This window comes from uncultured Fibrella sp. (assembly GCF_964250085.1).
Classification (GTDB): Bacteria; Bacteroidota; Bacteroidia; order Cytophagales; family Spirosomataceae; genus Fibrella.
In genome coordinates, this window is sequence record NZ_CAXUEC010000003.1 from 245,234 (window position 1) to 258,302 (window position 13,069).

A 13,069-nucleotide genomic window follows, 5' to 3' on the forward strand; every position below is an offset into this window, starting at 1 on the left:
TTATGAACCCATTTACCTATTCCCGGCCCAACACAGTTGACTCGGCCATTGACGAGCTGAAGACGGAACCGGCCGCTAAATTCATTGGCGGCGGCACCAACCTCATCGACCTGATGAAGGAAAATATCGAAAAGCCATCGCGCCTGATCGATATCAATCGGTTGCCACTTACTGATATTGTTGAACTACCAGATGGTGGCCTACGCCTGGGTGCGCTGGTCACCAACGCCGACACCGCCTATAACCCGTTGGTGAAAGAACGGTACCCGCTACTGTCGCAGACGATTCTGGCTGGTGCTTCGCCGCAATTGCGCAACATGGCTACCAACGGCGGAAACCTGTTTCAACGTACCCGTTGCTATTATTTCTACGACAAGGCCATGCCCTGCAACAAGCGGGAGCCGGGCAGTGGATGCGGGGCCATCGGTGGCTACAACCGCATCCATGCGATACTTGGCACCGAATCGTCCAGCCCGCTGACTACAGATTCACCAACCGCCTGTATTGCCACGCATCCGTCGGATATGTGCGTTGCTTTGGCCGCGCTTGAGGCGGTTGTGCGGGTCGATGGACCAAACGGCGAGCGAACTATCGACTTCGCTGATTTTCACCGGCTTCCAGGTGATCAGCCTCAATACGATAATACACTCCAACCCGGCGAGATTGTTACGGCCATCGATCTGCCTGCCCTGGGGTTTGCGCAACACTACGATTACCTGAAACTCCGCGATCGGGCATCCTACGCGTTTGCGCTCGTCTCTGTCGCTGTTGGTCTGGAACTGGAAGGAAATACCATTACCAACGCTCGAATTGCGTTGGGGGGCGTAGCCCACAAACCCTGGCGGAAACCCGAAGCGGAACAGCACCTTGTGGGTAAGGAAGCCACTGCCGACAGCTTTCGGCCAGTGGCTGAACTGCTGCTGGAAGGGGCGAAGGGATACGGCCACAACACGTTCAAGATCGATCTGGCCAAACGCGCCATCGTGCGTGCGCTGACCGAAGCGGTGACGATGCAAAAAGCAAAACAACAGTGATCAATGAACAGTGACGTTACGAAGTCATCGAGGTGTTGATTTAACAGCGCCATTGATGACTGATAATTGTTCAACAGACTCAACATCCATGACATACATCGGACAACCCGTCAAACGTGTCGACGGCATAGATAAAGTGACCGGCAAGGCAAAATACGCCGCCGAATTTAACGTACCCGGCCTGACCTACGGCTTCGTACGCTCCAGCGACATTGTTAAAGGAACAATCACCAGCATCGATACGGCAGAGGCCCTGGCCTTGCCCGGCGTATTGCAAGTGTTTACCCACGAGAACCGGCCGAATACCGCCTGGTTCGACATGAATTATAAAGACCAGGATGCGCCGCCAGGGTCGCCATTTCGGCCGTTGCAGGATAATAAGATCAAGTACAGCGCCCAGCCCATTGCCCTGGTTGTGGCCGAAACGTTCGAGATGGCCCGCTACGCCGCTTCGCTGATCAAGGTGACGTATGAGACCGAGCCCCACGAAACGGATCTGGAAGCGCATCTGTCAGAGGCGCGTGACCCTGAGCCGGGTGTTTCTCAATTCCTGAAACCATTGCCACCTAAACCCCGGGGTGATGCAGACAAAGCGATGGCGGAAGCAACCGTCTCTATTCAGGCTCGTCATGTACATGGTGCCCAGCACCACAACCCAATGGAAATGTTTGGTACCACAGTCGAGTACGGAAAGGAAGATGCCAATGGGAAACCACACCTGACCATTTACGACAAGACCCAGGGAGCGCCAAACAGTCAGATGTACGTGGCCCAGATCTTCGACTTGCCGTTCAGTCATGTCCGGGTTATCTCACCTTATGTGGGTGGTGGCTTTGGCTCTGGGTTACGTCCTCAATATCAGTTATTTCTGGCCGTTATGGCCGCTAAAGCATTAAAACGATCGGTGCGGGTTACGCTGACCCGACAGCAGATGTTCTCTTTTGGGCACCGCCCCAATACCGTACAGGAAGTAAAATTAGGCGCCTCGGCCAACGGAACGATTACCGCAATCAAGCATGATGCGAAAGCGGCAACTTCGCAGTTCGAGGACTATACCGAGGTGGTAGTAAACTGGACCGGTATTCTCTACGACGTACCTGATACGACGCTGACCTACAAACTAAAGTCGCTGGATATTTACACGCCGCTCGATATGCGCGCTCCCGGCGGCGTAACCGGCGACCATGCCATTGAAACGGCGATGGACGCGTTGGCTCATGAACTGGGCATGGACCCGATTGAACTGCGGTTGAAAAACTATTCGGAAAAAGACTGGACAGAAAGTGACAAGCCGTTTTCGAGCAAAGAACTCCGTGCTTGTTTTTACCAGGGTGCCGAACGCTTCGGCTGGAAAGAGCGAAACCCTGAACCACGGTCTATGAAGCGGGGGCACAACCTGGTGGGCTGGGGAATGGCCACTGGCATCTGGGATGCCAGCCGGATGCCCGCACGCGCCGAAGCCGTACTGACCGTCAACGGTAAACTCCGCGTCAGCAGTGCCACCGCCGATATTGGTACTGGTACCTACACGATCATGACCCAGATTGCCGCCGACACACTCGGCATGCCTATTGAGGATGTAATCTTCAGGCTAGGTGATACCGACATGCCGTTGGCACCCATTCAGGGCGGTTCGTGGACAGCATCAACGGTTGGATCAGCAGTGAAGCAGGTTTGTGAAGATTTAGGTAAAAAGCTCCTGAAGCTGGCTGCCAAGGATGCGCAATCGCCTTTCTACGACGCTACCTGGAATGACGTCGTTTTTGCCGAAGGACATGTACGACTGAAAAATGACCTCTCGGTAGCTATGTCATTAGTTGATATTGTGGCCCTGAACGGCGGACGGGCAATCAGCGAAACAGCTACTTCGATGCCTAATCCGCTGCAACTGAAAAAGTATTCGCGGCATACGCACGCGGCTGCTTTTGTGGAGGTGGAAGTGGACGAGGACCTGGGCACGGTGAAAGTAACACGTGCGGTGACGGCGGTAGCGGGTGGCCGTATCCTGAATCCGCGCACGGCTCGTAGTCAGATCATCGGCGGCATGGTATGGGGCATCAGCAGCGCGTTGCAGGAAGACAGCAAAATGGATCACCGCTACGGCCGCTTCATGAACCATAATCTGGCCGAATACCACGTACCTGTGGCTGCCGACATTCAGGACCTCGACGTGCTCTTTGTGGAAGAGCATGACGAGATCGTGAATCCATTGGGCGCAAAAGGACTGGGCGAGATCGGCATTGTGGGCATGCCCGCCGCCGTTGCCAACGCCGTTTTCCACGCTACCGGCAAACGCATCTACGACCTGCCAATTACACTGGATCGGGTGTTGTATTAACTCGGGCAAACCTATAAGGTCTCAAAAAGACCTTGTAGGTTCAACTATATCTTATAGGCTCTCCTGCCACCTGGCTACGTCTTCGGGCGTATCCAGATCAATATTTCCCTGTTCAAACGGCACCCCGGCTACATCGTCGGGGTGTTTTTGTACCAGCTTTCTGGCGCCAGTATCACCCTCCAGCGATTTCAACGCTTCATAAAACTCAGGTCGGAACAGTACAGGCACACCAAGTGTATCGCCGTATTCACTGGCAACAATGGCTTTGTGCGTCGATGTGGCGGTTTCGATGAGTTGCTCGACCAAGGCCCGATTCACGTAGGGCTGGTCGGTCAACAGCACCAGAATAGCATCAGGAAGTGCCCGCTCCAGGGTTTCAACGCCGATTCTGAGCGAGCTGGCCATACCGCTTTTCCAATCTGGATTGGTCACAACACGTACCTGAATGTCGTGAAGTGCCTCGGTAATGGGGTCCGCATTGGCGCCCACCACCACCACCACCGGCCCGGCATTGAGGTCATGCGCAAGCTGCGCCATGTGTCGAACAAGCGGTTGTCCGTTCTTTTCCAATAATTGTTTGGGCTGCCCCAGACGTGATGATTCGCCTGCGGCCAGAATGATGGTGCCGATGGTCATTTTATGGTTCAAAGTTTAACGTTCAAAGGTCTAAAGTTGCTCTGCTGACTATAACCTAGCAGAGCAACTTTAGACCTTTGAACGTTAAACTTTGAACATTGTTTATCAGGCCTCCCCCTGAAGCATGAGCGCTCCAACAGTGACGTTGCTGGTTTCGTCGATCAGGATAGCGCCGCCGTTGGCCCGGTTGTAGCCATACGGATCAAAAGCGACCGGTTGGGCTGTGCGAAGAACAACGCGCGCCAAGTCGTTTAATTTCAACGTATCTACGCCTTCGATCTGCTCGTAGGTTTCGATGTTGAGTTGATACGGAATCGCGCGTACCGAACAGCGCGTTCGCGATGTACCTACCTGCAATACGTATTTGCTGCCTACTGCCAGTGTTTTGGTATCCATCCAGCAAAGCATGGCGTCTACATTCTGGCTCAGCACCGGCTGATTGGCTGAAGGTACGATCAGGTCGCCCCGGCTGACGTCGATATTGTCGGCCAGATGCAGAATAACCGACTGATTGACATGCGCTTCAGGTACGTCCTGCTCGTTGGTTTCGATGCGTGAAATAGTCGAGCTTTCGCCAGAGGGCAGTACTGTCACCGGCTCGCCCACGCGGAAGGAACCGCTGGTAATTTTACCCGCGTAGCCCCGATAGTCGGGTAATTCGGCGGTTTGAGGGCGAATCACCAACTGAACCGGCAAGCGACCCAACGTCTGATCATCATCCTGACTGATCTCGATCGTTTCCAGGTGATTCAGCAATGTGGTGCCTTCGTACCAGGGCATCGCCGCTGATTTGTCAACTACATTATCGCCGTTGAGCGCACTCAGCGGGATGTATGTAATGTCGGGAATCGACAGTTTCTGGGCTAACTCGGCGTATTGAATACAGATGTTGGAAAATACATCCTGCGAAAAATCGACAAGGTCCATTTTATTCACGGCCACCACCACATGCCGGATGCCCAGCATGCTGGCGATAAGCGAATGTCGCCGTGTTTGCTCCACCACGCCATGCCGGGCGTCGATCAGGACGATGGCCAACTGGCAGTTCGAAGCGCCCGTCACCATGTTGCGGGTGTACTGAATATGCCCCGGCGCGTCGACGATGATAAACTTGCGGGCCGTTGTCTGGAAATAGCGGTAGGCCACGTCGATGGTAATTCCCTGTTCGCGTTCCGAACGGAGCCCGTCGGTGAGCAGGGCCAGGTCCACTTCGCCATTGTCGCGGCTTTTGCTGGCTTTCTCAATGGCTTCGAGCTGGTCGGCCAGAATCGACTTTGAATCGTACAGCAGGCGACCGATCAGGGTACTTTTCCCGTCGTCAACGCTACCGCAGGTTATAAAACGTAGTAAATCCAAGGTAACAAAGAGTGAAAGTGTGAATGAATGAAAGGGGAGAGGAAGTGCCAGCAGTGCTGGCCACGCGTTCACTCTCTCCGTTGCATTCTTTAGAAATAGCCGCCTTTCTTGCGGTCTTCCATCGCGGCTTCCGAAAGCTGATCGTCCATGCGGGTTTCGCCCCGTTCAGACACGCGCGTTGCCTGAATCTCGGCGATTACGTCGTCCAATGTGTCGGCTCCTGATTCAGAGGCGGCCGTGCAGGAGATATCGCCAACGGTGCGGAAACGTACCCGGCGCGTCACCCGCTCATCATCCGCCTCGGGCTGAATGACGTTACCGGCAGTGGCCATCAGTTTACCATCACGCAGCAGCAATTCGCGGTCATGCGCAAAGTAGAGGCTTGGCAGGGCAATATTCTCGCGGCGGATATAATTCCAGACATCGAGTTCGGTCCAGTTGGAGATCGGGAACACACGCACATTTTCGCCTTTGTGAATACGGCCGTTGTACATGTTCCAAAGCTCAGGACGCTGCCTTTTGGGATCCCACGAACCGAATTCGTCGCGTACCGAGAAGACACGTTCTTTAGCGCGCGCTTTTTCTTCATCGCGGCGGGCACCACCAATGCAGGCATCAAATTCGAACTCTTCGATTGTATCCAGCAGCGTAAACGTTTGCAGACCATTCCGGGTGGCGTTGCGGCCGGTTGGCTCCTTCAGCTTCCGGGTACGTATGGTATCTTCAACGTACCTGACGATCAGCCGCTCACCGAGGCTGTCGGCCAGCCAGTCGCGAAAATCGAGTGCTTCCTGAAAGTTATGTCCCGTATCGATATGCACGAGCGGGAACGGAAATTTGCCGGGACGAAAGGCTTTACGGGCCAGGTGCACGAGCGTGATCGAGTCTTTACCGCCCGAAAACAGCAACGCAGGCCGCTCAAATTGCCCGGCCACTTCCCGCATGATGTGAATCGCTTCCGATTCGAGTTGATCTAAATAATCCATGGTCATTGATTGTCATTAGGTGGTCATTACGCTTCGCTGTCATTAATGGTCAGTTTCTGGTCTTACTTGTTCTACAACAAATGACTACTTAACGACAATCAATGACTACCTAATGCCATTCCTAAGGCTTGAATACTTCTTCGTGCACGTGTAGTCCACATTCTTTTTTCGAATTGTCTTCCCACCACCAGCGACCGGCGCGGAAATCCTCGCCCGGTTGAATGGCGCGGGTACAGGGCTGGCAACCGATGCTGACAAATCCTTTATCGTGCAGTGGGTTATAGGGCACGTTGTGCTCTTTCACATACGCCTTCACGTCATCGAACGTCCAGTTCATCAGCGGGTGAAATTTCACCAGTTGATGGGCTTCGTCCCACTCCAACTGCGTCATATCGTGGCGGTTAGCCGACTGCTCAGCGCGGATGCCGGTGATCCAGACTTTCTGACCTGCCAGTGCCCGATTTAGTGGTTCTACCTTCCGAATGAAGCAGCATTCTTTGCGGTTCTCCACGCTCTCGTACATGCTGTACGGCCCTTTGGCGGTCATCAGTTGCTCCACGGCTTCCTGCTTCGGATACATTGTTTCGATAGGCAGGCCGTAGCGACTCAACGTCTTGTTCCAAACGGAATAGGTCTCGCCAAACATCCGGCCCGTGTCGAGCGTGAAGAGGCGAACGGGAAGTTGGTTGGTTGCAATCAGATCGGTGATGACCTGATCTTCGTAGCCCAGACTGGTTGAAAAAACAACCTGACCCGGAAACAGATCGGTCAGTTTACGAATGGCGTCGATCTCGTTCAGGCCTTCTAATTGGGCCGTTAGCGAGTCGAAAGTGTGTGTAGTAGGTTCGGTACTCATGATTGAACTGTCAGTAAGAAGCAGTCATTGTGTGGTCATTTGTGGTCATTATGTGGTCATTGGTAGTCATTTATTGTCTTACAACGAATGACCACCCAATGACTGTAAATGACTACCAATGACCACACAATGACTATTTCAATTCTATTGCCTTTCCAGTTTTGGCTGACTGGCGGGCAGCGTCTAAAATTTCTACAACAATCAGGTTATTCTCGAGCGATGTCAGTGCGTCGGGTTTGGTTTCACCGCGTAACAGCCGGGCCATGTAGGTGAACGGATCGTTGGCGGCGGCTTCGGTTTGCGGTGCGTCCATCGTTCGCTCTGCTTTATCGGCTTTCAACCGGATGCGCATTCGGGTCCCATCAAGGGTGGTAACGTACCCGGTTTGGCCATACACTTCCATGTCCTTCCGGCTGAATGGCCAGTTCCACGATGCCTGTATGATGGCCTGCGCTTTTGGGTACGTCAGTAAAACAGTAGCTTCGTCATCAACGTTCGGGTACATGTCGGGCTTGATCTGCTGGGTTACGGCCCGCACCGACGTTGGTCGTTGGCCCTGCATCAGCCAGGTCGACAGGTTGGCACCGTAGCAGCCGAAATCGAACAGGACTCCGGCCCCGTTGGCTACCGGGTCAGTAAGCCAGGCCAGAAATTCGGGATTACAACCAATCTCTTTCGGCCCTTTGTGCCCATCGTGGACCACAATTTTACGGATATCGCCGATGGCTTTGTCCGTATTTGCTACGGCGTAGGCACGGTGGTTACTGCCATACCAGGTCGTTTCGTAATTCGTCAGCAACTGCGTGTTGTGTTTCCGGGACAGGGCGGCCATCTCAACGGCATCTGAATAGCGCGTGGCCAGTGGCTTTTCAACCATGACATGAATTCCCTTTGGCGCACAGGTTTTTACCGTGTTGACATGCCCGGCAATGGAACCAAAATCCAGTACGGCTTCCGGTTTCCCCTTGCTCAGCATCTCATCGAGCGTTGGATACACCAACGCCATATCGATGCCATACTGCTTCGTCAGCCTGGTTGCCAGATCGCGGTTTGCTTCGGCAATCCCCACCAGCACCAGATCGCCCTGTTTTAGTCGCCCCAAAATCTGATGCACGTGGGCGTGCGTCAGACCGGCAATGCCCACCCGCAAGGGCTTGGGGGTCGTTTGCGCCTGAGCGAATTGCGCGTAGATGAGGCTAAGCAGGAGTAGCGCGTACTTCATGGAGAAACTTGTTCAGGTACGTTCAAGTGAATAGAAACCTTATATGGTTTCGAAACCTGTAAGATTTTTAGGAATATTCCTAAAAATCAGTTCGTTATACGCGCTCCTTCAGCATGTCGGCACTAACCGTTACGGCCTGCTCGAAATCGGCGATCAGGTCATCGACATGTTCCAGGCCGACTGAAATACGAATAAGGCCCGGCGTGATGCCCAAAGCGGCTTTTTCGTCGGGTTTCAGTTTTGCATGAGTCGTTGTATTGGGGTTGGTGACGATCGTGCGTGAGTCGCCCAGGTTTGACGAAAGTGTTGGAATTTGCAACGCCTCCATAAACGCCTGCACGCGCTCGAAGCCGCCTTCCAGTTCGATGGTCACGATGGCACCACCAGCGCTCATCTGCGATTTGGCCAGATCGTACTGCGGGTGCGAAGGCAAGAACGGGTATTTCACGATCGCCACGTCGGGATGATTTTCCAGTGCTTCGGCCAGCGCCAGTGCGTTGGAGCAATGCCGCTCCATGCGTAGATCAAGCGTTTCGAGGCTTTTCGACAGCGTCCAGGCGTTGAACGGAGAGAGCGACGGACCGGTATGGCGGGCAAAGAATCGGATGGGGGCAATCAGGTCGGCGCGGCCAACAACGATACCGCCCAGAACCCGTCCCTGGCCGTCCATGAATTTAGTAGCCGAATGCACCGACAGGTCGGCACCGAAGTCGATGGGCGTTTGCAGAATTGGCGTAGCAAAGCAGTTATCGACGTTGAGAATGAAGCCGTATTTGGCTTTCAATCGACCAAGCATTGCCAGGTCGACCAGTTCCAGGCCGGGGTTCGACGGTGTTTCCAGATACACCATCTTTGTGGTTGGCTGCATGGCGGCTTCCCACTCAGCTTCGGTGGCTGTAGCGTCCACGTAGGTATGGGTAATGCCCCACTTGCTGAGGATCTGCGTGATGATCTGATGGGCCGAGCCAAACAGTGCCCGACAGGCTACCAGGTGATCGCCCGACTTCAGCAAGCCGGCCATCGATGCAAAAACCGCGGCCATACCTGTTGCTGTGGCAATGCCTTCTTCAGCACCTTCCAGCATACATACCTTGTCGACAAATTCCGTGACGTTGGGGTTCGAGAAACGGCTGTAGATATTGCCTTCAAGCGTTTCTTCAAACAATTCTTTGCCTTGTTCGGCGCTTTCGAAGGTGAAGCTCGACGTTAGAAACAGCGGAGTTGAATGCTCCCGATACTGGGTCTTCTTCGTCTGGGTACGTATGGCTTTGGTCTGCTTTTTCATAAATGAAATGTCATTACGCTTCGCAGTCATTAAGTCGTCATTTGTTGTCATTAATTGTTCTGCGACAAATGACGACTTAATGACTGCGAAGCGTAATGACCACTTAATGGCTAAAAGAATAAAATTATTTTCCGCAAACTTACGATGATGACAACAATGCCGACTAAGACCATCATGGTTTTAACGGGTAGTCGTTGGGCTAGATGAGCGGCGATAGGAGCGGCGATGCTGCCACCCAGGATCAGACCCAGAATAACGAGCCCGTAGTTGCCAAGGCCGACATACAGGGCGAAGACTACTGACGAGGCGAAAGAAACAAAGAATTCGGCCAGATTCACCGAGCCAATGGTGTAGCGCGGATGGCGACCGCTGGCAATCAGCGTTGAGTTCACGATAGGGCCCCAGCCGCCGCCGCCAATCGAATCCAGGAAGCCGCCCGTCCAGGCCAGCAGGCCAATTTTTTTGATCGGTTTCTTCTCGATCCGTTTTACCAGCGCCTTCCTGATAATCAGGATGCCCAGGAACGCGGTGTAAACCGAAATGATGGGCTGAAGAGCCTTGGCATAACTCTCAAACGACGATAATTCTGAAATGACCCAGGCTCCCAGCGCGGCACCGATCACACCCGGAATAAGCACAGCCTTGAACAACTTACTATTGATGTTGCCAAACTTCAGGTGCATATAACCCGACACGCCCGATGTGAAAATCTCGGAACTGTGTACGCTGGCGGTGGCGTGGAGCGGACTGATCCCCACGCTCATCAGAAAGGTTGTGGCGGTTACGCCGTACGCCATGCCGAGTGCCCCGTCGATCATCTGGGCCACGAAACCGGCCATCAGGAAATAGAAGAATTCGGGCTCTACCCGCACCGACGTGGCCAGTACCGTAAGCCTGTCGAGAGTGAAATAGCTGAATAGTAGATGCCCAACGATCATCAGCGACAAGGCAGCCGTGACGTAGATCGCAATTTCGGTGCGGGTACGTCGACGCCAGATAGGCTGAGGTGGTTCGGTTGTGATTTTTGCCCCCGGGAATGCCTGCTTAAGAGCCACCGCCTGTTGAGCGGCTTTACTCCCCTGAACCAGCACAGTCAGGCCATTCAGGTCAACTGATGGAGCGGACGAATCGGTAGAAATCGGCTCGGAAACAGGCGCTGCCTGATTGTCGATTTGCATAATGTATTAACTATATCGACTTAATAGATTAGTGCTTTTATGAAAAACGCCACAGCAATTGTGGCGTTTTGGGTCTTGTTGATGTCGTGCAAAGGTAAAAGAAATATTTAGTCGGCATAGTTCAATCAGACCTGGTTTTTGTGGCGAGTGATTGATAGCCAACACAAACAAGCGTCATTGTGTGCTTAGGGAGATGTACCCTGGAAAAGAAAATCAGGCGTTACTATCGTAGAAATTCGGCAACCAGTATGCCCAGGTACGTTCCGATGGCATTGCCCAGTGAGCCTACCAGCACGCCGGGTAGTTGCAGGTCGGGCCGGTTCAGGCTGCGTGCCAGGGCAAGGGCCGAGGTGGCCCCGCCAATATTGGCCTGCGACGCAATACCGAGCACATCCCAATCCACGTTGCACAGCGCCCCGATCCCAAAAACAACAATGGCGTGAATCAGCACCAGCGTACAGATAATACCGAACAGCACAATGGCTAGTTTACCATCATGGAGTAGAGCGCCCAGGTCGCAGTAGGCGCCAATGACCGCCAGGAACAGATAAATGCCGAGCAGGCCAAGCAGTCGGCTGCCGCGGAGGCGGTTTACCGTCCGAAATTGGGCCAGAATGAGAGCAATGGTCGTCAGGACGAGTACAAATGGTATCACTGGCCAACGGGCCGATAGTTCTTTCGAGATAAAAATACCGCCGGTTCCCAGTGCCAATAGTATGGCCAGGTGCCTGGGCGAAACGGTTTCTTCATCATGACTCGTGAGTGCATCATCAACTTGATGGGTTGGGTTGATCAGTCGCCTGGGCCTGAGGCGTTGTAGGGCTTGTGGAATGGCTAAGGTGGCTACCATCCAAAGCGCGGTCATGATATTGTCGGCGGCGGTGGCGGCAATGAACAGGTTACCCGATTTCGACACACCATAGTGGAGGGCCAGCGCATGGAAATTAATGCTTCCACCGATGTAAGTCCCCGTAAACATGCCTGCCAATGCGTAATATAATTTCCCGATTGTCTGTGAGCCGTCGAACAGCCACATACTGGTGACTACCCCGATTATCGTACCGGCCGATCCGATCAGAAACATGGTCAGCATGGGAAGCCCGGCCCGGCGCAGGTCGTTCAGGTTCACCTGAAGCAGTAACAGAAAAAGCGAAAACGGAGCGACGTACGTAAAGATGCCTTCATACAGCGGCGTCTCCGTGGTGGGGACAACGCCCAGGTTAGCCTCGATAGCGGTGAGGATGATGACGAGCAGGGCGGTGCCAAGGTGACGGAAATACGGTTTTGTGGCCAGCCATTCGCAGACTACGACATTCAGAAACAGGATGGAGAGAATCAGCAAGTGAGCGACTGGCGCGGTTAGTAGCGACCTACCCGCAACTTAACGACTGTAAGCTAGGATGGCAAGGAGTAAAGGGCTAAAATTCAAGGTTTAACGTTAATCCTTGACCTTTAGACCTACTTATTCCGGCAGGCAGTCGGTTAGCACTTGCAGGTACGTGTCGATGTATTGCTCCAGGTACTTTGATCGATATTGCAGAATGTAGCGCGGATGATCGACGGTAACGATGCGGTCGAAAAATCCCTGCTCATCGTTCAGCTTTTTCAGAAAGCCTTCGTTCTTGCGACCCAGGCAAATCGCCACCCGTCGGTCGCAGCCAAAGGTTTGTTGCTGATGCAAACTGTCGGTCATCACTGGCCATAGGGCCTGCGTGGTGGCTTTGTCGTCGTAAAAATTGTAGTTTTTGCCATCCTTCACCAGCGCCAGGGGATACAGCGACGATAGGAAGAACCGCCCATAAAACGCATCGACGCCCCCAAAAGCCTCGATCACTTTGTAGATAAACCGGCTCGATAACTCGGGGGTAGGCGGCAGGTTGTTCGGAATACCGCAGTAGCGGGCCAGATTCTGAGGCGTCGTGAACGACAGGCCCGTAACGCCCGCCCCAAACCGACCCGGATTGATGCCGAGGATGAACACCCGAGGCCGATTGTCGCTGTAGAATTTGGTATAAAACTGCCTGACGATATCCTGAACCACCGGATCAGCGTACGGATTCATGGCCGAAACACCAGTAGGCAAGCGGTCTGGTTCGTGTTGACTGAAGTAAAAACGAATGGCCCGTTCTGAGAATGTCATTTGGCTTTGCCATTATAAACCTACAAGGTCTTTTTGAG

General features: G+C 53.6%; 11 protein-coding genes. 2 read left to right on the top strand and 9 right to left on the bottom strand.

Translation table 11 applies throughout. The annotated features are described in order from the left end of the window. Positions 1 to 2: 2 nt before the first annotated feature. Together ACFE8Q_RS10495 and ACFE8Q_RS10500 are read left to right on the top strand one after the other, a co-directional pair. A complete protein-coding gene (locus tag ACFE8Q_RS10495) occupies positions 3 to 1,034 on the top strand; it encodes an FAD binding domain-containing protein (RefSeq protein WP_375445343.1) in 1,032 nt (343 codons plus the stop codon). A gap of 88 nt (positions 1,035 to 1,122) precedes the next feature. Further along, positions 1,123 to 3,372: a xanthine dehydrogenase family protein molybdopterin-binding subunit gene (locus tag ACFE8Q_RS10500; protein WP_375445344.1), complete on the top strand. Its 2,250-nt coding sequence runs from the start codon at positions 1,123 to 1,125 to the stop codon at positions 3,370 to 3,372. Positions 3,373 to 3,423: 51 nt separating this feature from the next. Here the strand turns inward: ACFE8Q_RS10500 and ACFE8Q_RS10505 are convergent, their stop codons facing one another. The 9 genes from ACFE8Q_RS10505 to ACFE8Q_RS10545 form a co-directional block, all read right to left on the bottom strand. Next, positions 3,424 to 4,020: an NTP transferase domain-containing protein gene (locus ACFE8Q_RS10505; protein ID WP_375445345.1), complete on the bottom strand. Its 597-nt coding sequence runs from the start codon at positions 4,018 to 4,020 to the stop codon at positions 3,424 to 3,426. Positions 4,021 to 4,113: 93 nt separating this feature from the next. After that, positions 4,114 to 5,364 carry a sulfate adenylyltransferase subunit 1 gene (locus tag ACFE8Q_RS10510; RefSeq protein WP_375445346.1) on the bottom strand — a complete coding sequence of 417 codons (1,251 nt, stop codon included), beginning with the start codon at positions 5,362 to 5,364 and terminating at the stop codon, positions 4,114 to 4,116. Between the two features lie 89 nt (positions 5,365 to 5,453). Further along, a complete protein-coding gene (gene cysD, locus ACFE8Q_RS10515; protein WP_375445347.1) occupies positions 5,454 to 6,350 on the bottom strand; it encodes a sulfate adenylyltransferase subunit CysD in 897 nt (298 codons plus the stop codon). Between the two features lie 121 nt (positions 6,351 to 6,471). Next, positions 6,472 to 7,206, bottom strand: a complete 735-nt coding sequence (locus tag ACFE8Q_RS10520) for a phosphoadenylyl-sulfate reductase (RefSeq protein WP_375445348.1) — start codon at positions 7,204 to 7,206, stop codon at positions 6,472 to 6,474. A 133-nt stretch (positions 7,207 to 7,339) separates the two neighbouring features. After that, positions 7,340 to 8,428, bottom strand: a complete 1,089-nt coding sequence (locus ACFE8Q_RS10525; protein WP_375445349.1) for a Gfo/Idh/MocA family protein — start codon at positions 8,426 to 8,428, stop codon at positions 7,340 to 7,342. 94 nt (positions 8,429 to 8,522) lie between these two features. Next, complete coding sequence (locus ACFE8Q_RS10530) at positions 8,523 to 9,713, bottom strand: trans-sulfuration enzyme family protein (RefSeq protein WP_375445350.1); 1,191 nt, start codon at positions 9,711 to 9,713, stop codon at positions 8,523 to 8,525. Between the two features lie 110 nt (positions 9,714 to 9,823). Further along, positions 9,824 to 10,891, bottom strand: coding sequence for a sulfite exporter TauE/SafE family protein (locus tag ACFE8Q_RS10535; protein ID WP_375445351.1), 1,068 nt, complete (start codon positions 10,889 to 10,891; stop codon positions 9,824 to 9,826). 223 nt (positions 10,892 to 11,114) lie between these two features. Next, entirely contained in the window at positions 11,115 to 12,233 is a 1,119-nt protein-coding gene (locus tag ACFE8Q_RS10540; protein ID WP_375445352.1) for a DUF819 domain-containing protein, read from the bottom strand. A 120-nt stretch (positions 12,234 to 12,353) separates the two neighbouring features. Continuing rightward, the gene (locus ACFE8Q_RS10545) at positions 12,354 to 13,031 is read right to left on the bottom strand and encodes a uracil-DNA glycosylase family protein (RefSeq protein ID WP_375445353.1); all 678 of its coding nucleotides are present in this window, start codon (positions 13,029 to 13,031) and stop codon (positions 12,354 to 12,356) included. Positions 13,032 to 13,069 lie beyond the last annotated feature (38 nt).